General features: G+C 39.1%; 24 protein-coding genes and 1 pseudogene. 19 read left to right on the forward strand and 6 right to left on the reverse strand.

All coding sequences use genetic code 11. The features are described from left to right. Window positions 1-15: 15 nt before the first annotated feature. The 5 genes from FCL54_RS10655 to FCL54_RS10675 all read left to right on the forward strand — a co-directional run bounded on the left by FCL54_RS10655 (window position 16) and on the right by FCL54_RS10675 (window position 5759). Window positions 16-2178 (forward strand): DNA topoisomerase III, encoded by a 2163-nt coding sequence (locus FCL54_RS10655; protein WP_138126158.1) that lies wholly within the window; start codon window positions 16-18, stop codon window positions 2176-2178. A 695-nt stretch (window positions 2179-2873) separates the two neighbouring features. Beyond that, window positions 2874-3725: a patatin-like phospholipase family protein gene (locus tag FCL54_RS10660; RefSeq protein ID WP_138126160.1), complete on the forward strand. Its 852-nt coding sequence runs from the start codon at window positions 2874-2876 to the stop codon at window positions 3723-3725. Window positions 3726-3881: 156 nt separating this feature from the next. After that, on the forward strand, window positions 3882-5000 hold the full coding sequence (locus FCL54_RS10665) for an aminopeptidase (RefSeq protein ID WP_138126162.1): 1119 nt from the start codon (window positions 3882-3884) through the stop codon (window positions 4998-5000). Window positions 5001-5117: 117 nt separating this feature from the next. Beyond that, window positions 5118-5318 (forward strand): hypothetical protein, encoded by a 201-nt coding sequence (locus FCL54_RS10670; RefSeq protein ID WP_138126164.1) that lies wholly within the window; start codon window positions 5118-5120, stop codon window positions 5316-5318. A gap of 123 nt (window positions 5319-5441) precedes the next feature. Further along, the gene (locus FCL54_RS10675; protein WP_138126166.1) at window positions 5442-5759 is read left to right on the forward strand and encodes a thioredoxin family protein; all 318 of its coding nucleotides are present in this window, start codon (window positions 5442-5444) and stop codon (window positions 5757-5759) included. 433 nt (window positions 5760-6192) lie between these two features. Here FCL54_RS10675 and FCL54_RS10680 read toward each other — a convergent pair whose 3' ends face one another. After that, a complete protein-coding gene (locus FCL54_RS10680) occupies window positions 6193-6441 on the reverse strand; it encodes a hypothetical protein (protein ID WP_246055206.1) in 249 nt (82 codons plus the stop codon). 174 nt (window positions 6442-6615) lie between these two features. Here FCL54_RS10680 and FCL54_RS10685 point away from each other — a divergent pair, with 174 nt between their 5' ends. The 5 genes from FCL54_RS10685 to FCL54_RS10705 all read left to right on the forward strand — a co-directional run bounded on the left by FCL54_RS10685 (window position 6616) and on the right by FCL54_RS10705 (window position 13634). Then, window positions 6616-8631, forward strand: coding sequence for a penicillin-binding transpeptidase domain-containing protein (locus tag FCL54_RS10685; RefSeq protein ID WP_171016779.1), 2016 nt, complete (start codon window positions 6616-6618; stop codon window positions 8629-8631). A gap of 363 nt (window positions 8632-8994) precedes the next feature. After that, a complete protein-coding gene (locus tag FCL54_RS10690; protein WP_138126170.1) occupies window positions 8995-10377 on the forward strand; it encodes a glycine--tRNA ligase in 1383 nt (460 codons plus the stop codon). Between the two features lie 135 nt (window positions 10378-10512). Further along, on the forward strand, window positions 10513-11550 hold the full coding sequence (locus tag FCL54_RS10695; RefSeq protein ID WP_138126172.1) for a YkvI family membrane protein: 1038 nt from the start codon (window positions 10513-10515) through the stop codon (window positions 11548-11550). A 70-nt stretch (window positions 11551-11620) separates the two neighbouring features. Then, window positions 11621-12499: a 50S ribosomal protein L11 methyltransferase gene (locus FCL54_RS10700; RefSeq protein ID WP_138126174.1), complete on the forward strand. Its 879-nt coding sequence runs from the start codon at window positions 11621-11623 to the stop codon at window positions 12497-12499. Window positions 12500-12527: 28 nt separating this feature from the next. Next, the gene (locus FCL54_RS10705) at window positions 12528-13634 is read left to right on the forward strand and encodes a D-alanine--D-alanine ligase (RefSeq protein WP_138126176.1); all 1107 of its coding nucleotides are present in this window, start codon (window positions 12528-12530) and stop codon (window positions 13632-13634) included. Window positions 13635-13657: 23 nt separating this feature from the next. Here FCL54_RS10705 and FCL54_RS10710 read toward each other — a convergent pair whose 3' ends face one another. Next, entirely contained in the window at window positions 13658-14179 is a 522-nt protein-coding gene (locus tag FCL54_RS10710; RefSeq protein ID WP_171016780.1) for a TetR/AcrR family transcriptional regulator, read from the reverse strand. Between the two features lie 93 nt (window positions 14180-14272). Here FCL54_RS10710 and FCL54_RS10715 point away from each other — a divergent pair, with 93 nt between their 5' ends. Next, window positions 14273-14611 carry a VOC family protein gene (locus FCL54_RS10715; RefSeq protein ID WP_138126180.1) on the forward strand — a complete coding sequence of 113 codons (339 nt, stop codon included), beginning with the start codon at window positions 14273-14275 and terminating at the stop codon, window positions 14609-14611. Window positions 14612-14792: 181 nt separating this feature from the next. Continuing rightward, window positions 14793-15350: pseudogene (locus tag FCL54_RS10720) on the forward strand (HAD-IA family hydrolase); the annotation flags it as partial. A 311-nt stretch (window positions 15351-15661) separates the two neighbouring features. Here the strand turns inward: FCL54_RS10720 and pyk are convergent. After that, complete coding sequence (gene pyk, locus FCL54_RS10725; RefSeq protein WP_138126184.1) at window positions 15662-16729, reverse strand: pyruvate kinase; 1068 nt, start codon at window positions 16727-16729, stop codon at window positions 15662-15664. A 277-nt stretch (window positions 16730-17006) separates the two neighbouring features. On the opposite strand from pyk, the gene FCL54_RS10730 reads away from it, so the two are divergent. The 4 genes from FCL54_RS10730 to FCL54_RS10745 all read left to right on the forward strand — a co-directional run bounded on the left by FCL54_RS10730 (window position 17007) and on the right by FCL54_RS10745 (window position 19527). Then, complete coding sequence (locus FCL54_RS10730; RefSeq protein WP_138126186.1) at window positions 17007-17657, forward strand: hypothetical protein; 651 nt, start codon at window positions 17007-17009, stop codon at window positions 17655-17657. A 92-nt stretch (window positions 17658-17749) separates the two neighbouring features. Further along, a complete protein-coding gene (locus tag FCL54_RS10735) occupies window positions 17750-18886 on the forward strand; it encodes a M20 family metallopeptidase (RefSeq protein WP_138126188.1) in 1137 nt (378 codons plus the stop codon). A 66-nt stretch (window positions 18887-18952) separates the two neighbouring features. Then, window positions 18953-19258 carry a hypothetical protein gene (locus tag FCL54_RS10740; RefSeq protein ID WP_138126190.1) on the forward strand — a complete coding sequence of 102 codons (306 nt, stop codon included), beginning with the start codon at window positions 18953-18955 and terminating at the stop codon, window positions 19256-19258. Window positions 19259-19275: 17 nt separating this feature from the next. Further along, entirely contained in the window at window positions 19276-19527 is a 252-nt protein-coding gene (locus FCL54_RS10745; protein ID WP_138126192.1) for a hypothetical protein, read from the forward strand. Window positions 19528-19565: 38 nt separating this feature from the next. Here FCL54_RS10745 and FCL54_RS10750 read toward each other — a convergent pair whose 3' ends face one another. Together FCL54_RS10750 and FCL54_RS10755 are read right to left on the reverse strand one after the other, a co-directional pair. Next, window positions 19566-19799, reverse strand: coding sequence for a hypothetical protein (locus FCL54_RS10750; protein WP_138126194.1), 234 nt, complete (start codon window positions 19797-19799; stop codon window positions 19566-19568). Between the two features lie 31 nt (window positions 19800-19830). Then, window positions 19831-20073, reverse strand: a complete 243-nt coding sequence (locus tag FCL54_RS10755; RefSeq protein ID WP_138126195.1) for a hypothetical protein — start codon at window positions 20071-20073, stop codon at window positions 19831-19833. A gap of 82 nt (window positions 20074-20155) precedes the next feature. Here FCL54_RS10755 and FCL54_RS10760 point away from each other — a divergent pair, with 82 nt between their 5' ends. Further along, complete coding sequence (locus FCL54_RS10760; protein ID WP_138126197.1) at window positions 20156-20647, forward strand: Hsp20/alpha crystallin family protein; 492 nt, start codon at window positions 20156-20158, stop codon at window positions 20645-20647. A 5-nt stretch (window positions 20648-20652) separates the two neighbouring features. Here FCL54_RS10760 and FCL54_RS10765 read toward each other — a convergent pair whose 3' ends face one another. Continuing rightward, a complete protein-coding gene (locus tag FCL54_RS10765; protein ID WP_138126199.1) occupies window positions 20653-20874 on the reverse strand; it encodes a hypothetical protein in 222 nt (73 codons plus the stop codon). A gap of 124 nt (window positions 20875-20998) precedes the next feature. Between FCL54_RS10765 and FCL54_RS10770 the strand changes: the two genes are divergently transcribed. Together FCL54_RS10770 and FCL54_RS10775 are read left to right on the forward strand one after the other, a co-directional pair. After that, window positions 20999-21424 (forward strand): hypothetical protein, encoded by a 426-nt coding sequence (locus FCL54_RS10770; protein WP_138126201.1) that lies wholly within the window; start codon window positions 20999-21001, stop codon window positions 21422-21424. 63 nt (window positions 21425-21487) lie between these two features. Next, a complete protein-coding gene (locus tag FCL54_RS10775) occupies window positions 21488-21820 on the forward strand; it encodes a hypothetical protein (protein WP_138126203.1) in 333 nt (110 codons plus the stop codon). Window positions 21821-21917: the final 97 nt, after the last annotated feature.

The following is a 21917-nucleotide window of genomic DNA, read 5'->3' on the forward strand; positions in this document are numbered from 1 at the left end:
TTAAGGAGTAAAGATATGAAAGTTATTATCGCTGAAAAGCCGGACCAGGGAAGAAAACTGGCGGCACCTTATCCACATTCAAAGAAAGAAGGATATCTTGAGATTAAACCGAACGACACTTTTCCTGAAGGTGCACTGCTAACCTGGGCTGTCGGTCATTTATGTGAACTAGTCCCTCCTGAGTCCTATGACGATAAGTGGAAAAAGTGGTCGCTGGATCACCTCCCGATCGTTCCGGATCGGTTCCAACATCAAGTCAGCAAAGGGAAATGGAAGCAGTTCAACATTATAAAACAATTAGTGCAAAGACAGGATGTTACGGAAATCATTATAGCGGGAGATGCCGAACGAGAAGGAGAAGCGATCATTCGGATTATCCTTTCGAAAATCAAACCGCAAAAAAGAATGAAACGCCTCTGGATCTCTTCTTTAACTCCCAGAGCTGTAAAAAACGGTTTCAACAATTTATTGGATGAAAGTGAAACAAGAAACATTTATTACGAAGCACTCAGCAGGGCATGTGCTGACTGGTTGATCGGGATGAACGCTTCTAGAGCCTACACGCTTCTTCTTCAAAAGAAAGGAATTTCAGACGTTTTTTCTATTGGAAGAGTGCAAACGCCAACACTTGCCCTTATTGTTCAAAGAGAAAGCGAAATAGCTAATTTTATATCGGAACCATTCTGGGAAGTTACTGCCGACTTTAAGATAAACGACAAAATGTATACTGGAAAATGGCATAAAGAAGGCGATTCCAGGCTGAAGGATCTAGAAACAGCGGAGAAAGTATCTCAGTTCTGCCAGAATAAAGAGGCTGCTGTAAATGAAGTTGAGAAGGAAAGAAAAGAATTTTTGCCTCCTTTCTTATTTAATCTCTCTTCACTGCAGGCAACCGCAAACAAAATGTACAAGTTTTCACCCAAAAAAACACTGGATACAGCTCAGAAACTTTATGTTAAAGGAATCATTTCCTATCCTAGGAGTGATTCAAGCTTTGTAACGAAGGAAGAAGCGTCACTTTTTCCCGAAACGCTAGAAAAAATAAGCAGGCTGGATGAATACAAGAAATTCTTTCCTTTACAAGTAAGCTCGATCGAAAACAATAAGCGATTTGTAAATGAAAAGAAAGTGTCGGACCACTATGCCATTATTCCAACGGAACAGGTGGCAGATCCGTCCAGGCTCTCCGGCGACGAGCAAAAAATATATGACATTATTGTTAGACGATTGATCGCAGCTCATTATAATAAAGCTGTCTTTGATTATACTACAGTCCATACCCTTGTTGACGGTAGGGCGACGTTTTTTTCAAAAGGAAAAGCAGAGGTCGAAGAAGGTTGGAGGAAGGTAATCTTCGGAAATATAAAAGAAAAGGAAACGGAAGAAGATCAGATATTGCCACCAGTGGAAGATGGCGAAAAAGGACATGTATTAAAAACAAAGGTAAAAGAAAGCAAAACCCAACCTCCTAAGCGCTATACGGAAGGCCAGCTTATTACCCTTATGAAAACGGCGGGAAAGTACCTTGATGACCAGGAACTTGTAAAAATTCTAAAGTCGACAGAAGGCCTCGGAACAGAAGCAACAAGGGCAGGAATTATAGGAACTTTAAAAACCAGGAAGTACATTGAAGTGAAAAAGAACCAGGTATATGCAACTGATAAAGGCAAGCTTTTAATCGAAGCAATCGGAGAAAATATTTTGGCTTCACCTGAAATGACAGCAAAATGGGAACAAAGGCTGCATGAAATAGGCGAGGGTGAGGCTTCTTCAAAAGCTTTTATGGAGCAGGCAAAAAAACTATCGGCTAAAATAATAGTTGATGCTGTCGATCAAAGCAATGGGTGGAATTTCCAGGACATTGATACGGAACAGTTTAAAGGGAAATCGAGAGGGAAACGCCGTTCGACAGGAACTGTGGTTGGCAAATGTATCAAATGTAGCGGTAACATTATTGATAAAGGCAATTTCTTTGGATGTTCAAACTACGCTTCCACAAAGTGCGATTTTACTATTTCAAAAAAAGTACTGGGAAAAACAGTGTCGCAGGCCAACGTGAAAAAGCTTTTAAAGGATGGAAAAACGAATATTATAAAAGGATTCAAAAAAGAAAATAAAACGTTCGATGCATCTCTTGAGTTAGATAAAAGCACTTATCGCCTTAAGTTTCATTATTAATCATATAGTCTTTATGATGCTTTCTAAAGAAAAAGGACCCTACCCATTCGGATAAGGCCCTGAAGAAGAGGAGAAGGAAACGGACTGGTTAACTGTTATAGCTTACCATATGGGATGAAACGGCTATTTGTCTTTCGGAGACACCTCTTTCAAAAGGTTTGCTTGCTACCTTGTTATCTCAACAAGACTGTCCAATGCAACCATCTCCCTGACCATCAAAATCCGTCTTCCACTGATCACTTTTTTCCTTCTCTCTTCATTCATTATTTTCTTCAATAAAAGCTGTTTTATTCATTTAAATTAGGACAACAGAGCATCACCTATACTATTGAAAAGACATACGCAAAGGGAGGAAAAGCGGTTGAAATTTTTGCTGTTCCTTTACCTCATGAAGAAATTTGGAGTGATAAAAGACAAAGTGGTCGTTTGGATCTCTTTGTGATTGGCTCTTTCGAATACTTTGTCGCTTAATAAGCTTCACTTAGAGAGGTTCTGCGACCTTTCCGCTACGGAAAGCGACTGCCCGGAGCGAAAATCAATGGTGCAATTTCGTCGCAGTTTATCGCTTTTGTGCAAAAACAATAATCTTTTAGAAAAGAGCCTTGTGATTAAATCTCTAGCCTTTATATTTGCCAGTAAATGACTTCTTTATTTACAATGTGATAAAGAAGGCTATTGAAAAGGAAGTTATATTCATGTTTAATCAAATAGGATTAGTGTTAGAAGGAGGCGGTATGCGAGGGGTATATACCGCTGGTGTCCTTGAGTATTTTTTGGAAAACGATTTTATCTTTCCTTATGTAATCGGAGTATCTGCCGGTGCATGCAATGCAGCTTCATATCTCTCAAGACAAAAAGGAAGAAATAAAAAAGTGACGATCGATTATTCATCGCACCCAGATTATATCTCTTATAAAAATTTGTTTCGAAAAGGGCAGTTGTTCGGTATGGATCTTATTTTTGATGATATTCCAAACCGGCTTGTTCCTTTTGATTATGAAACATTTCATAATACGAAGGAAAAGTTTGTAATCGGTACGACTGATTGTCTTTCTGGTTCACCTGTTTATTTTGAAAAAAATGAGCATAAAGAAAACGTCCTTACTCTGTTAAGGGCTTCAAGTTCTCTTCCTTTAATGGCACCGATTATTCAATATGATGATCGATACTTGCTGGATGGTGGTATAGCTGATCCTATACCGATTAAGAAATCCGAATCAGATGGAAATAAAAAGAATGTTGTGGTACTAACAAGAAATCCCGGATATCGAAAAAAGAAATTCAAAGGAAAATGGCTTTTTAAAAGAAAATACCGTGAGTATGAGGGTTTAATCGATTCATTAGAGAATAGGCCAGAGCAGTATAATCGAACAATCGATTATATTGAACAAAAGGACAATGATTCTGTCTTTGTCATCCAGCCAACCTCTCCAATGGAAGTCGGAAGAATCGAAAGGAATCCTAAGAAGCTACTTTCTTTATACAAGCATGGATACAATGATGCAAAGAAAGCACATTCCCGTTTGGAAGAATGGCTCCATAAATAATCAGGGCCCATTTTATTCATTCCCGGTAAACTACAACATTTTGAAAGCTATATATAGAAAGAGGCATGTCGCACTATCGCCATGCCATTCTTTTCATACATAACAAAAAGCTATATAATGTGTTGGGAACGATTACTTTAGAAAGAAGGAATTACAATGATGGATCCACGTTTCGAACGCTTTGCAAAAGTTCTGGTGCACTATTCCACGAGAGTCCAACAGGGAGAAAATGTATTAGTTGAAGCTTTTGATATTGATAATACCCTTGTAAGGGCGATCGTGAAAGAAATACACAAAGCAGGCGGAAACCCATATGTTAATATTCGAGATAACCAGGTATTAAGAGAGCTGCTGCTTCATGCCACAGAACAACAAATCCAGACCTGGGCAGATACGGATGCAGAACAAATGAGGAAAATGGATGCGTATATCGGCATTCGGGGAAGCGAGAATATCAATGAATTATCTGATGTTCCTGATGAAAAACTCACCCTCTATAATCGGGTCTATAAAACCGGGGTACACAGCAATATACGGGTAAAAAACACAAAGTGGGTTGTTATGCGTTATCCAAATCCGGCTATGGCACAGCTAGCAAGTATGAGTACAGAAGCATTCGAGAACTTTTACTTTGATGTATGTACGATGGATTATGAAAAAATGAACAATGCGATGGATGCCCTGGTTACCATTCTGAATGAGACTGACAGGGTAAGGATAGTATCTGAAGGGACCGATCTTTCTTTTTCAGTAAAAGATATTCCTGCGGTTAAATGTGCCGGACAAGTAAACATTCCGGATGGAGAGGTCTATACAGCTCCAGTAAAGAATTCGGTAAATGGCGTCATTACTTATAACACTCCATCACCGTATAACGGGTTCGTATTTGAAAATGTAAAACTAACCTTCAAAGATGGCAAAATCGTTGAAGCTACTGCCAACGATACAGAAAGAATCAACAAAATTTTCGATGCAGATGAGGGCGCACGTTATATTGGAGAATTTGCTATTGGAGTGAATCCGTATATCAAGGAACCTATGAAGGATATTCTTTTTGACGAGAAAATTGATGGTTCCATCCACTTTACCCCGGGCCAATGCTATGATGAAGCATACAATGGGAATCAATCAGCTGTTCATTGGGACATGGTACTGATTCAGCGTCCTGAATATGGCGGCGGGGAAATCTGGTTTGACGACAGGTTAATCCGGAAAGACGGTAAGTTTGTTATTGAGGAATTAGAATCTTTAAATCCGGAAAACTTAAAAGACTGAACGAAAAGCTCCCCCAAAAATGGGGGCTTTTTCATTGAAAATAAGACGAAACTTCTATCACTTTATGTGTTTACTGAATATACATAAAGTAAAACCACTTGAACAGGAAGTGGCAGGATGGAAATACATTGTGATGGTTGTGAAAAGAGAATGAAGAGCTGGGAAACAATCCACATGGTAAGGTTCGATAAGTGGTATGTTGGGCATTTCAATTGTTTATTAAACTTAAAAAAGAAGCTTAACCTTTCACGTCCGATCAAGTGGGATAAGGTGGAAGGTGACAAGAAAGATTCCGACCAGAATGATTTAAGTAATTGAGCAGGCTGTTTACGATAGCCTGCTTTCTAATTTTGAAAATCTATTTGTGAGAGCATATTGGTATCATGCAATTTAGTTATGTTGTATACTTCTAAATAGATTTTTTGGGGAAGGGGATCACTGATGGAAAGAATAAAGACTAACGATCAGTATGAAAAGACAATTAATGAAAACAAAGTCACAATCATAAAGTATGAAGCGACATGGTGCCCGGACTGTAAACGATTGGACCACTTTATCGGGGATATTATGGCAGAACATCAAGATAAAAAGTGGCTCGAACTAAACATCGAAGATCTTCCCGAGATTACTGAACTAAATGAGGTCCGGGGTATTCCAAGCTTATTAGTATATAAGAATGGAGAGAAGTTGGCGCATTTACATAGTGCCAATACTAAAAATCCCGGTGAGGTTAAAGAGTTTCTTAAACAGTTTAAGTAAAATAATGGAAGAGTCTAAGATAGCAGTTTCCTCTTAGGCTCTTCTTTGCATGTCTGATAGAAAACCCTCTTTATCTGGTTACTCGTCCATTTTTAATCCCTATGGTAATTTGTCCCTTCCTTGAAACGTTTTTCAGCATAAAGTAGTAGTAAACAATCTGGAGAGAGAAGTAATGTTAAGCAATCCACTCATTGGCCATAGGTTTGGCATACAGTAGCATCCTTTATTCTTCCCTTAATAAAATGTTACTTGTACGGTTCCCTCTCCTGTTGTTTGAAGGATGACTCAAAAGGTTTACATTCTCTTTTGGGTTATCCTTTTTTTATTTTATGGTTTTAGCAGAGGAGAAGATACGATGCCGGCGAAAAGTAAGTATATTTGCGGGAATCTAACGGCCATCTTCCACAAAGAATAGCCGATCGAAGAGTTTTCTTTATGTTTTTACCAGAATATACTGAATATCATCATGCGAGATTGCAACTGCTTGTTTTAATTTATAACCAATACTTAACAAGTTTGATAAAGTCTGGGCACAGTTTTGAACTGCGGGTTCAAGTGGAGCTTCATAACTCGAGTGCATTGATAGAAACCTGTTATTCTGTGGATTGCAGCGAATAATTACAACATGTTTTCCCATCCAGGCAGACCCTATTATACCACCTGTTCGAATGTGATTATCCAATTTGAATTCCCCCTCCGTTTTAAGTGCTTGCAGCATCATATGTGGATCTGGTTCTTTATGACATTATCTTCAATAAGATGCATCATTTTTCCATCCTGGTTCGTCTAAACAGTATAATGGTTTCATAGAATGATAAAAGCGCATGATTGTACAAGTTTAATAGGAGGGATTTTAATGAAACACATGATATATACACTGCTAGTTGCTCTATTCTTAATGGGACTGCTCACTGGTTGCACCGAAGAGGAACCGCAGCCTGATGATCGCTTTGCGGCTTATGTAAAAAGCTGGAACGATAAAAATTTTGGCAAGATGTATGATTTGCTTTCAAATGAGTCAAAAGGCGAAATCTCGAAAGAAGAATTTGTTGAACGTTATCAAAATATTTACGAAGGTATTGAAGCGAACAATGTTAATATCCAATTTACACCTCCGGAAGAAGATGTTGTCCCGAACAAAAGCGGCCAGGTGTTTTTCCCATATGACGTAAGTATGGATACGATCGCTGGTAAAATTACATATACTCATACCGGAATTTTAATCAAAGAAGGGAAGGAGGATGAAAACTGGTACTTAAGCTGGGACCCTTCCATGATTTTCCCTAAAATGCGTGATGGAGACCTTGTTCGTGTAAAAACGACGCTTCCAAGAAGAGGTGAGTTGTTGGACCGGGACGGAAAAGGATTGGCAATCAATGGGGAAGCAATATCCATAGGAATCGAGCCAAGAAGGCTCGGCGAAAACAAAGAAGAAGCGAAGGGAAAAATTGCAACGGTGATGGAAGTAGAAAAAGCATTTATTGATAAACAGTTAGAGCAGAGCTGGGTTGGCGAAGAAACATTCGTTCCGCTAAAAACGTATAGTAAGAATTCTGAGATGATTGAAAAGCTGATGCCGCTTGATGGCATCGTTCAACGTAAAGTACCTGCAAGGGAGTACCCTTTAAATATAGCAGCAGCACATCTTACAGGATATATAAAGAACATCACCGCTGAACAGTTAGAAGAACTTAAAGGAAAAGGATATACAGCATCATCCCAAATCGGCCAGCGAGGACTAGAACAGGTCTTTGAAAACGAATTGAAAGGAGAGCCAGGGGCGATTGTTTTTATTAAACATAAAGACAAAGAAGAAAACACGGTCCTTGCAAGTAAAGAACCGAGAGCTGGCAAAGATATTCGTCTGACAATCGATGCGTCCGTCCAAAAATCTTTGTATGAACAGTTAAAAGATGATGCAGGAACAGGAGTCGCGATTAATCCCCAAACCGGAGAGGTGCTGGGAATGGTGAGTACTCCAGGGTTTGATCCCAATGATTTTGTTCTGGGCATCAGCACTTCCAAATATGAAGAATTGCAAAATAATCCAAACAAACCAATGGTCACCCGTTTTAAACAGACCTACGCACCCGGTTCTACATTCAAGCCGATCACTGCCGCTATCGGGCTAAAAAACGGAACGTTAGACCCGAATGAAAAAATGGCCCTGAAAGGGGAAACCTGGAAAGAGGAAGGCTGGGGTAATTATTCTGTCAGAAGGGTCACTGATCCTGGAAAACCTGTGGATTTAAAAGACGCACTTGTATACTCGGATAACATATATTTCGCGAAAGAAGCATTGAAAATTGGCGGGGATACATTTTTAAAAGAAGCAAAACAGTTTGGAATAGGAGAGAAAATCCCTTTCTCCTATCCATTGAACCCTTCACAGTTGTCCAATGATCAGGTTGCCCCTGAAGGAGTATTGTTAGCGGATACCGGTTATGGACAGGGTGAAGTACTGATGAATCCCGTTCATCTTGCGGTATCGTATACACCATTTATTACAAACGGTAACTTATTGAAGCCTGTTTTAAAGATGGAAGATTCCGGTGAAAATGTCTGGAAAAAAGGAATAATTTCTTCAGAAACAGCCTCTATTATCAACAAGGATTTAATTCAAGTTGTAGAAGATCCAAACGGTACAGCTAACGATGCAAGGGTCGAAGGTATGCAACTTGCAGGGAAAACAGGCACAGCTGAACTCAAGCAAAAAAATACAGAAGATGGAAAAGAAAATGGCCTGGCTGTTGCTTATGATGCTCAACAAAAAGATTTTTTAGTTCTACTTTTGGTAGAGAATGCAAATAAAGGAAGCCATGACGTCTTACCAAAAGTTAAAACCATTTTTGAAAATAGAGGAAAGGAATGACAGGATATTGAAGAAAACAAAAAGAATCAGCCCATTTTTGCTTCATACCTTGACTTAATGTAGGGGGATTGGGTAATATAATTTTTAAAGTGAACAATAATTAATAGAAAACGATGATAGACCTATAGTATTCGGACATTCTTTCCAATAGCGATTCGAGGACGGTGGAAGCTCGAAGGAGAACCCGGAGAAACGGCAGTCTTGAGTTTTATAACTGAAAGAGGATACAAACTACACTGTATCAATTAGGGTGGAACCGCGGGTGCAACCAGCTCTCGTCCCTGGCAAATCTTTTTGCCTTTGGGATGAGAGCTTTTTTGTTTTATAGATAAGAATTAATTTAGTAAAAGGAGAGAACTTTACATGGCAATTACAATGGATCAAATTACTGCTGTCGCAAAACATCGGGGGTTTATATTCCCGGGATCTGAGATTTACGGAGGCCTGGCAAACACCTGGGATTACGGTCCTCTAGGTGTCGAGTTAAAAAACAATATTAAGCGTGCATGGTGGGAAAAGTTTATTCAGCAATCCCCGTATAATGTTGGGCTTGATGCTGCAATCTTGATGAATCCTAAGACCTGGGAAGCATCAGGCCACCTTGGTAATTTCAGTGATCCGATGATTGACTGTAAAAGCTGTAAAACACGCCATCGTGCCGATAACCTTATCGAAGACGCATTAGCTGAAAAAGGAATCGAAAAGATCGTCGATGGTCTTCCGTTTGACGAAATGGAAAAACTGATCGAGGAGCATGACATTAAATGCCCGAATTGCGGTGCGCATGATTTTACCGACATTCGTCAGTTCGAATTAATGTTCAAAACTTACCAGGGTGTTACAGAAGGAAGCGGCAACGAGATTTATCTCCGCCCTGAAACAGCACAGGGAATCTTTGTAAACTTTAAAAACGTTCAACGTTCAATGCGTAAGAAAGTTCCGTTTGGCATTGGCCAAATCGGAAAAAGTTTTCGTAATGAAATTACACCTGGAAACTTTACTTTCCGTACCCGTGAGTTTGAACAGATGGAGCTTGAATTTTTCTGCAAGCCTGGAGAAGAACTGGAGTGGTATGACTACTGGAAGAACTTCTGTAATGACTGGTTGTTATCCCTTGGAATGAAAGAAGAGAACGTTCGGTTACGTGAACATGAGAGTGAAGAACTATCGCACTATAGTAATGCTACAACAGATATCGAATACAAATTCCCATTCGGGTGGGGAGAATTATGGGGAATCGCTTCTCGTACCGATTTTGACTTAAAGCGCCATATGGAACATTCAAATGAAGACTTTACGTATCATGATCAGCAAACAAATGAGAAGTATGTACCTTATTGTATCGAGCCTGCCCTCGGAGTAGACCGCGTGACGCTTGCATATTTGATCGATGCATATGAAGACCAGGAGCTTGAAGATGGAACAAGCAGAACCGTTATGCATTTCCATCCGGCGATCGCACCGTATAAAGCTGCGATCTTCCCGTTATCAAAAAAGCTTTCTGATGAAGCATATAAGATTTTTGAAGAACTATCCAGGGATTTTATGATCGATTTTGATGACTCTGGCTCTATCGGCAAAAGATACCGCCGCCATGATGAGGTCGGAACGCCTTATTGCATCACATTTGATTTTGATTCAGTCGAAGACCAACAGGTGACAATTCGTGACAGAGATACGATGGAACAAAAGAGAATGCCGATTAGTGAACTGCACAGCTTTCTTGAAGAGAAAGTTCAGTTTTAACTGCAAAGATAACAAAACCCTAAAATACAGGGACTGATTCATTTCCGAATCGGTTCCTGTTTTGTTTTTACGCATTCTTTTCTCACTGCGATTTCCATATGATGAAGTAATGGGACATGTATGGGAGAGTTGCTTATGAGAACACTTTTAAAGGATTCATTCAAAATAGCAGCTGCTTTTATTGGTACAGTAGTCGGGGCGGGCTTTGCTACCGGAAAAGAAATCGTCCAGTTTTTCACCATATACGGCATGGCCGGGATTATAGGTGTTTTTATTACCGGAATGTTTTTTATATGGATAGGCACAAAAATAATGCTAATTTCAAATGAGATTAAGGCTGAATCACATCACCAGTTAAACGAGTATTTATTTGGGAAGAAGATAGGGGCTCTCGTAAACGGTATCTTTGTTGTGATTTTATTCGGGGTAACTTCGATCATGATCGCTGGAACCGGAGCAATATTCTCAGAACAAATGGAGTTTCCTTCTTTTATAGGAATCACTGTTGCAATTCTGCTATGCTACTTTGTATTAACAAGAGGTATCAACGGCGTTTTTCTATTGAACATAATCGTGGTTCCGGTCATGATTTGCTTCAGTGTATCGATCGGACTACTGTTGCTTCCTAAAGCGGTCGACTTTCTAACAGTACCTGTTATGTATGAGCTAACAGAACCTGGCTGGTTTTTAAGTGCATTTGCCTACATTGGTTTTAACTTGACGATGGCGCAAACCGTGCTTGTACCGATCGGAATGGAAATAGAAGATAAGAGGACTATAAAAGTTGGTGGGGCAATAGGTGGCGCAGGATTATTGTTAATCCTTATCACTGGTTTTATCGCGCTTTCATCTATGCCTAATCTAGAATCCGTTGAAATTCCGATGGGAGAAGTGATCAAAACATTCGGCAGTTTGATACATCTGCTTTATATATCTGTTATTCTAGGAGAAATATTAACAACAGTGATCGGCAATGCATTTGGATTAACAAAACAGATTCAACATCTGACCGGATTTTCCGAAAAAAATATTATTATAGTTATACTTATCGTTTGCTTGTTAATAAGCAGAATAGGTTTTGGAACGCTTCTTTCCATTCTCTATCCGATTTTTGGCGGAATCGGCGTGCTCACTGTTTTAATGATTGCATTTCAGCCTAAAAAAACGAGGTAGTTTAAAACAAAGAAAATTTTTAGTAGACTAAATTACAGCAGGGAAAAGTGTAGCAGGAAAGGAATAGACAATGTATATCCAATATCAAATGAAGGTTCCTTACCGTATTGTTGAACAAACGATAGAAAAGTTGAATGGCGTTGGGCTGGTGTTCACCCATTATGATGTGCCGATCGAAGTTGAGAAGGATCAGAACGGTTATCGTTATGAAGAAGTGGGTGATGCAAATGTAAACTTAGAAGTGTATGTGGAGGATACTGACGAAAAGCCTCCTGAACATTATATGTTGTTGATTAGTAAAACAGTGGGCATCTCTCAGAGTGAAATTACATATAGGGAAATAAAAGATGAAAACTGGCAGAAGCCATTTGAAGATGTGATGCTGACCAACGGATGGGTGATTTGCACACCTGAGTCAGAAGCTAATTATGTAGAACATAAAATTGTACTGGATCCTCAAGGAGCTTTTGGCACAGGCCTGCACGAAACAACACAGAATTGCTTGCAAATTATGCTGGAGAAAGATTTCTCTGGACTGCATGCCGTTGATTTAGGAGCAGGTTCGGGTATATTGAGTGTTGCTGCCGCAATTAGAAACGCACAATCGGTGGAAAGCGTTGATATACAACCCGTAGAAAGAGAGATCAACTACAATGCTCTGTTGAATCAAATTTCCAACATCACTGTCAATCAAGCTGATTTACTAAGCGGGGAGTATAGGAGTAAACACAATCCCGATTTTATTATTATTAATATCGGTGTAGAAGAAACGATAAAAATTATCCAGGTGAATCATTTATTTGAAACTGATTGTTCAGAATTTCTTGTTTCAGGTATCGTAGAATGGAATGAAAAGAAGATAACAGACTTTTTTGTTGAAGCCGGGTACCCGGTTAAAGAAAGAATTCACACAAACGAATGGGTAACGGTTTTATTTAGTAAATCTTAATCTTTTTAGTGGTGTGAGGAGGATACCGATGGGTAAAAAAGTTAAGCTGGGTATATTGTATGGCGGAAAATCAGCAGAGCATAATGTTTCGTTGCAAACTGCTATGTCTGTCATGAATGCGGTCGATCACGAAAGGTTTACGATTAAACCGATTTATATTACAGATCAAGGGAAGTGGCTGCAGGGTAAAGAGATAACAGGTAAAATCGAAAACACAAGCGATCTAAAAATTAAAAATAGTTTTCCCGAAACTCATAGTATGATTCCAGGTCCTAGCTTTTTGCCTTCTATTTCTGGAAACGAAGCAGATGGAGAGGCAGATTTTGATGTTATCTTTCCACTTTTGCATGGTCCCAACGGGGAAGACGGTACAGTACAGGGATTACTGGAATTGTTAAATGTTCCTTATGTCGGCAATGGGGTTCTTGCTTCCGCTGTAGGAATGGATAAAGTAATGATGAAAACAGCCTTTGCCCAAGCAGGTTTAAAGCAACCAGCGTATATTCATTTTAAAAGAAAAGACTGGAAAAACAGCCGGGAGCAATTGATTAAACAGATTGAACAAAAGCTGGGATTTCCTTGTTTTGTTAAGCCTGCGAACCTTGGATCAAGCGTTGGAATTAGCAAATCGACTGATAGCGAGGATTTAGAAAAGGCTATTAATGAAGCTCTCCAATTTGACCGGAAAGTTATTGTTGAAGAAGGAATTGACGGAAGAGAAATCGAGATTGGCATACTCGGAAACCATTTTCCGAAGTGCAGTGTCGCCGGAGAGATCGTGTCGAAAGATGAATTTTATGACTATAATGCGAAATACATTGACGGAAATACTGCGCTGATTATTCCTGCAAATTTAAATGAGGCTACCTATAAAGAACTTCAAAACTTAGCTATTACAGCTTTCAAAACGTTAGACGGAACAGGTTTAGCCCGTGCAGATTTCTTTTTGACGACGGAAGGAGAGCTTCTTATTAATGAAGTGAACACCATGCCTGGTTTCACACCTTACAGCATGTTTCCGTTACTATGGAAAGAGACAGGAATTTCTTATTCACAGTTGATCGAAAAATTGATAGAGCTCGGAATGGAAGATTTTCAAGAAAAGCAATCTATAAAATACACTCTGGATGATTAGAAAAATCCCTCCGCTGTTGCAAGTCAGCGGGGGGATTTTCTGCATAGCCATTCAATTAATTTCTTCCCTTCATCCATTGATAACTCTCCATTGCAAACTCCTTTAAGCGTGGAACGAAAGGCTGAAATAAGGATCAGGCTAAGACCATTCACTAGATTCTTACTTAAGTCGTCTAGATATCGATAGATGGGATCTTCCTTTGTGCTGACCGGGTTTTCTTCACTTAGCAACACCTCTGCGTCAAGCTTGAATGATGAATTGTAGGCGGTAACTAAAGCAGCCTGGAGTCTATCAGAAGGGTCTTCAAATAAGGAAGCTGCACCTTCCATCCGATCTGCGATACGCTGTTCGATCTCCTTTCTTATTAATAGATATAAATTGTCTTTGGAACCAAAATGGTGATAGATAGCCCCGGTTGTTACATTTGCCTGACTGGCGATTTGGGAAACCGAAGTCTTTTTATAACCTTTACTGCAAAAGTCGGCTAAAGCTATTTTTATAAGCCTTTCTTGAACACTACCTGGTATAGGGATCCATTCTTTCATATCCACATTATACCATATTTTTATAGACAGCATAACCTGATTATGCTATAACATAATTAGGTTATGTCCAGAAAATTTAAGGAGGTTATAAACATGAAACTAGCTTTTTTATTTCATCCGGTTGGCAATTTAAAAGAGTCCCTTACTTATTATCGCGAAACTTTAGGAATGTCTGAAGCATGGAGAGAGGGAGAACATACAGTTGCATTGAACATTCCGGGTTCTGAGGTGCAAATTCTTTTAGAAGATGATGAAATGGACATTGGGCCAGGCGGCGTATTCATGGTTGATAGTGTAGATGATTTTTATAAGGAGAATAAAGAAAAACTTCAATTTATTAAAGAACCAGTAGATATCCCTCCTGGCCGTTATGCAATTTATAGAGATAGTGACCAGAACGCTTTCCGAATCATCGATATGACAAATCAGTAAATTCAAAGGCTTGTTGTTTGGCGTAAAAAATGATTTTCTTGCTTGAAATGAACCGATTAGTAAAATAGAGTTAGAGAAAAGAATATTAATGTTATATAGAGAGTGGCTATTCGCTCTCTATTTTATTTAAGGGGAAATTACACGGAAATTTATAACTCCAATTAGAAAGGCTGGCTTCTAAATGAACATTCTCTGGGATTTTGACGGAACACTTTTCGATACATATCCAGCATTTACTAAAACATGGCGGGGAGTTCTTGGGGACACTCCAACTGAGGAAGATATATTAAAACAGCTAAAAATTTCTTTTCACCATGCCTTTTCTTACTTTAACATTTCGGAAGAGCAGATTAAGCTGTTCAAGGAGAAGAGCGCTGCGCTTCCTCCAGAAGAGAAACCTCCGTTTCCATATGTTGAGGAAATCCTAAAGCTTGCAGATAAAAACGTCATTATGACCCATAAGGAACGAGAAGAAGCGATCGAAATTTTAGAGTATTATAATTGGGATAAATACTTTACTGAAATAGTTGCAGGGGATGATGGGTTTCCAAGAAAGCCTGATACAAAGTCATATGAATACCTGCACCAAAAGCATAATATTGATCTTGCAATAGGGGACAGGGAGCTGGATATAATTCCCGCCCGGAAGCTCGGCATCAAGACATGCCTATTCCAAAACAACGCAAAAGGAGCAGACTACTATCTCGATAAGTACGAAGACTTTGTCGTTATATTGCTTGCAGAATATTTTGAGTTCGATCTCGGTGGGGATGACATATCCAGGAAAACAAAAGAAACGGGGTTTCTACCATTAGACCAGGCGCTTGAATCGATCCAGGCAAAAAAAGACCCGGCAATCGTAAGGAATTTACTTTTTCAAAAAAATGCAGCGGAAAAAGCAAAACGTTATAACAAGGAAATTTCCGATCTCTATCAAAGGTTATTGCCTTTTAAACCAGAGTAAGAGAAAGAAAAGCCAATCTAAAGTAACATCAAAAAATAATATCAAAATATTAACGAAAAGAGGGCATAACCAAAGCCCTCTTTCAATTAATATAAATTGTTTTCCAATAAATGTAGCATATCCTTCAGGTCGTAAGGCTCTTCGTCAGCAACCCGCTCAGCGAACTCTGAAACAGCTTTCAATGTGTCGACACTTTCTACAGGATATTTCCCTATTGCACTCTCCGCTGAAAGCATAACACCGTTTGTGCCATCCAGGACAGCCTGGAAGACATCTGTCACTTCTGCTCTAGTCGGTACTGCACTTTCTGTCATCGATTGAAGCATCTGGGTTGCGGTGATCACAAAAGTATCATGTTTATTGCATTCATCGATCATTGCTTTTTGGATGACCGGAACCCATTTGTAAGGTAGTTCAACGCCCATATCTCCTCTTGCTACCATGATTCCATCAGCAGTATTTCGAATAGAAGAAAAGTTTTTCACACCTTCTCTTGTTTCGACTTTCGCAATAAATTCAGGTAGTTCTTCTTTTTCCTTTTTAGCAAAATCGATATACTCTTGCAAATGTTTCGATCGCCTAATAAAGGAGCATGCGATCATATCAACCCGTTCCTCTAATAAAAACTGGAGGTCGTTCTTGTCCTTTTCCGTCATACCGGGCAGGCTTATCTCAGTGTCCGGAAAGTTGACACCTTTGTGGCTGTTTATTTCCCCGCCACGGAGCACAACAGTTTCGATAGAGTCATCTGTAATCCTATTTACTTTCAACTCAACACTGCCGTCGTTTATTAAAATTCTTTCATCTTCGTTTATATCATTGATAATGCCTGAGTAATCAATGCTTGCTTCATTGTTACTCCCTTTTGACTGGTCCACTTTTAACGTAAAGAATTGCTCTTTTTGAACAGTGACAGGACCTTCTTCTATTTCTCCAAGCCGGATTTTCGGTCCCTGTAAATCACCGAGGATTTTTATGTTCTTTTCAGTGTTACTGTTGATATCTCGTATAATTTTAATTGTTTCTTTATGTGTGTGATGAGTTCCATGTGAGAAATTCAGTCTTGCAATCGTTAGTCCATGCTCTGCAAGATGCAGTAAAACGTCTTTTTTATTACTGACTGGTCCAATTGTGCAAACAATGTCTGTACTCATAATCGTACTCCTTTCTATACACATTTGCTGTTGGATTTCTCTTCCCGTATTCTTTTGGGTGTAATCAGTTCCTGTGGTATTAGTTAATTTGATGTTGAATAAGATGCAGGCTGCATAAGAAATGACTAAATTACGAAATATTAGTTAAAGACAGACTTAAAAACGGTAGCTTCTATTGATACGCTTGAGTCACTTTTTATGGAGGATTAATTGAAACCTCTTTAGGGAAAAGAATGGGGTATATATCCTATTTGTTTTGTTAGAAGGGGAAGTTTTTATGAATGAAATAGATAAAAAGACAAATGCTCGTTTATCGCATGTATACTGGATTGGAGGGTCAGCTTGCGCCGGAAAGAGTTCGACAGCAAACCTATTAGCTGAAAAGCATGGATTTAAGCTCTATCATACTGATCTGGCTTTCGATGATCATACGGAAAGAAACCCGATAGAGGAATGTCCTACCATGCATCAAAGATACAGGCTAAACTGGAATGAAAAATGGAACAGGGATTTATCGACTTTGATTCACGAAGAATTTGAGGCATTCAGGGAACAGTTTGCTTATATTCTAGAAGATTTACTAAAAATGCCGGATAGTGCACCGATTATTGTGGAGGGTAATGCACTGTTGCCAGAGTTAGTTGAAAAGGTCACTACCAACAAGTATCAGGCGGTATGGAGAATTCCTACCGAAGACTTCCAGAGGGCAACGTACCCGAAGCGGGGAAGATGGGTACAGGAGGCGCTAAATAAATGTGAAAATCCTGAAGAGGCTTTTCGTAACTGGATGGAGCGAGATGTTATTTTTGCCAGGACAGTAGCCGAGCAGGCGAAATCACTGGGATATAAAGTACTAACAATAGATGGAAGCCGTTCATTAAAAGAGAGCGCGACACTTGTGGAAAAACATTTTAAGCTGAAGAAATAAGTTCACATTAACTGCCTTGATTGGCAGTTTTTTTGATTAATCAACGTTTTCTTCGGGAAAAAGCAGTGTAATGAGGAAGGAGGCTTCTACTCTTGGAGAATTACTTGAATTATAAAAAGGAAGAGATGATCAGTCTTCTTGAAAAGCTTGTCAATATTGACAGCGGTACCTATTACAAAAAAGGTGTCGATAAATTAGGACTAATATTAAAAGACCGTTTTGAGGAGGCAGGATTAAAGGTAGACATCCACTCTGAGGAGAAATACGGAAATTGCCTGGAGATAAAAAGCCCAGAAAATAAATATCCCGATATTATCATCATCGCCCATATGGACACTGTTTTTGAAGAGGGGGAAGCAGAGAAACGGCCATTTACAATTTCAGGAGATAAAGCCTATGGTCCAGGAGTAAATGATGAAAAAGCAAGCCTTGTTTCGCTCTTATATGCTATAAAAGCTTTAAAGAAAAATAGTACGGAGGCGTATAAGAACGTCCATATCATCCTTAACAGCGATGAAGAAGTAGGTTCCCCAATATCAACAAAAATCATAAAAACGGCTGCTGAAAATAAGAAATACGCTATTGTGCTTGAGTGCGGGAGACCATTTGGCGGTCTTGTGACAGCAAGAAAAGGTGTTGGGACCTATACCATGAATATAAAAGGAAAAAGCGCCCATGCTGGTGCAGAAGCTAAGAAGGGAATCAATGCAATTTATGAACTTTCGCAAAAAGTTAATGAATTGCAGAAACTAAACGGAATCGAGGAAGGAATATCGGTCAATGTTGGGAAGATAGACGGCGGGACCTCTGCAAATACAATTCCAGCCCATGCCCATGCAAAGATTGATGTGAGGGTTGAGAATCACAAACAAATTAATATTATTAAAGAAAAAATTACGAAGATAGCAGACAAGAGCTTCGTAGATGGAACAACAACAGAATTAACTGGAGGCATTGAAAGGCTTCCAATGAAAGAAACAGAAGACAACAAAAGGTTATTTCATATTGTCGAGAGAATCGGAAAAGAGATGGGACTGGATCTAAAAGCCATTCATACTGGCGGTGCCTCTGATGCATCGATAACTTCGAATTTAGGCATCCCTACGATCGATGGAATGGGCCCGGTAGGAGAGAACTCTCATAGCGAAACTGACGAGTATACAGAGCTAGCTACATTCGTGGAAAGAACCTTGTTGTTAGCAAAAACAATCGAAGCGTTAACAGGCTAAACGATGTTTAAACTTTTTGAATATCGTTAATTTAAATTATACAGGCAGTGAAAGGAGAGTTTTGACATGGCAGAATATGAACTTAAACGATTGGAAATGGCAGACAGTGGAGAGCCCATCGAATTTGCGCATGGTACCGTGCTGGAAAACAAGCTCGAGGGAGAAACCCATTTCGATGTTACGTTAAAGAACGTTCCACGTTATGAACTCTTTAATGAAAGCCTTCAGGACAATGAACCTGTAAATGTGACAATGACTACTTTCGCTGATCAGCAACTGGAAAAAGAAATGGTTGTTCGAACTGTAAACAAGCGAGATCCTGACGATAATGTAATCGAGCTTGAAAGCAAGGAAAAGAACACAAACCAATAAGAAGAGGTGAAATAACGATGAGCAACTTAAGCGAATTCCAATATGGTGATATCATTACCATCTATAATGACTACCAGGAGCTTTACCAGAATAAATTTGAAACTGATGCAACAGAATTTTTTGTGAAAAGGGTAGTAGATAATAATCTGTGGGTTTCCCATCTGGACGAGAGCCAGGAGCTTGGAACTGTCAGTTATACACATGCATATGTTTCTGAACACACGAAAGACCTTGGCGATAATATCGTGGATGGCGGATACAACGGATAAAGAAAGGAGAGGCACCTATTAAATGGTGCCTCTTTTCCTTATACTACACTGTTTTTAATTGAATTCGAATCACTGCCATCTGCATCTACTACATAACTGATCGGAATATAAACTGCGGTTAAGTCTCCATTTTCCTCCCCAAATCCCTGATTCCTTTTGGTGGAGAGATATACGTCTAACTGTTGGACCGGTGAAAAATTCACCATTGAATTTCTTTCAACAATATTTACTTTAAATCCAAGAAGATTAATAACCACTGGTGCAAAAATCATACTTAACCATCCCCCTTAAGCTGCTATCTTACTAAGGTTTTACAATTGAGGGGCCCATTTCTGCAGGCATATCTATTCCATCACGGTCGTCTACAATGCTCCTTGTTCCAAAGAATCCGCTGTCATCGCCAAAGTTTTGTCCATAGCCCTGATTCTTCTTATCAATATTGTTCCAATCTGCCAGGAAGTTTTGGCCAACATTTACAGCCGATGCATTTTCAAAGGAATTAATCTTAAACAAGAAAATATTAATAACTATAGAAGGTGAACTCATTTTTAACCCCCTCCTTTGGTTAGAAATATATGTTTCCTGAGACATATTATGAATTCACGCACTATTGTCTGGAGGTGAGAACATGGATCCGGAACGTCTAAAGCAATGGATGGAGATAGCCAAAAGTTTTCAAGGAAACGATTTTTGGTCAAGTATCTTTGATAACGAAAATCCACAGAACATGATGAACCAATTTGCAGATATGACGAAAGGGAGTCAAACTAACAAGCCTCCTCAATCATTACAAAAATCCTCTTCATCACCTTTTCCCAGGGTCGATATTTTTATGAGCAATTATGAGGTTATTTTAATTTTTGAGCTTCCTGGAGTTAAAAAAGGCGATCTTGAACTAGCGGTATCAGGACGCCATTTAATCATAAAAGGAAACGTAAAGTCTGAAAATCAGGACATTAGGGCAATCCATACAGAACGTTATTACGGACCGTTCGAACGAACGATAGAACTACCGGAACCGGCTGAAGAAACAAATATTACTGCAGTATTTCAGGAAGGGCTTCTAGAAGTCACGTATCCAAGAATCCAAAGGGAAAAGAATCGAATCAAGATAAAGTAAACAGATCATCTTATCGTTGTGTGGTCGTCTATGTCAGAATCATCTACGATATAGCCGGGATTGAAAACCAGGACTCTGTCAGCACTTTGTATCCCAAATCCCTGATTTTTCTTGACGGTAGAAAAAACTCCCACTCGCTGGGATGAAGAAAAGGAAAGGTTAGAAATATTATCGATAGCGGTCACCTTCATAATCGAAATATTGATCTCAGTAGACTTAAACTTCATTTTTTCTCCTCCTTTTTATTCATGTCTGGACAACCCAATCATAAGTATTAAATAAGGTTACTCTTTTACCTATATGCTGAGAAGGAAACTGCCATTCATAAGTGAATTAGAATAGGGTGTTGCTATGGCTCTCAAATCCTTTTTCAACTTTTTAATTAAGGAAAGCAGTGAAATTCAATCAATCAATAAAAAGCTTGATAAACTTCTTGAAGAAATAAAAGAACAGGAAAAAAAGAATAAAGAAAAAACAGAACAGATGGAGTCGATCAATGTTGAACAAGTTTCCGTCGACAAGCTGATCATTGAGAAACTGGAGTATACGAATAATTTTGGAGCCTTAGGCATTAAAGAACTTAAAGGCAAGCTAAACATAGGGGCTACCTATGAAAATTTGCCTCTGACAAAACTCCCGAAGATGCCCGAGATCCCGAAAGGTTTTACGCCCATCGAAATCCAGGATAAAAAGCCGGAATCAAATCTTAGCCCTAACTCTCCTCCCCCGACTCCGAAGTATGAGATAAGAGCCAGAAAAGAGAAAAACGGAGAATAATGTTTATCTCTTTAAGTTAAGAGAAATTAAATAACTATAACATCGAATTAAGGAGGGGACCATATGTCTGCGAAAGAATTACTACAGGAACGTTTTAAGGATGTAGAAGAAGGAGTGAAGAAAAGCAGCGAGCTAGAAGGAAATCGATATGATCTCACAGAGAACGGCCTTTGCTTTATAGAATGGGTTACTGAAAATGACTTTGAGGTAAAAGCATTCGAGGAGTTTTTCAGTCGTGAAGGAGTTAATAAAGAGACGATTGATAACGACGAGTGGGTTCGTGAATTTACGGAAGAACCTGGTTTAACAGATCTTAATCGTTTTTCTTCTGAATTTATTAAAGACGACAATGAAAGAGAGTCGTTCCTTTACTTTGCTAAAAATCATACTCACTAAGACTAAGGGGCTGACCCAAAACATCGATAAAGCGGTGTTTGGGCAGCCCCCTTTTCTATTCAAAAGATAAATGAATCTCTATTTTAAGAGAAAAAAC

The sequence above is a fragment of the Exobacillus caeni genome (assembly GCF_005747095.1).
GTDB lineage: Bacteria > Bacillota > Bacilli > Bacillales > Guptibacillaceae > Exobacillus > Exobacillus caeni.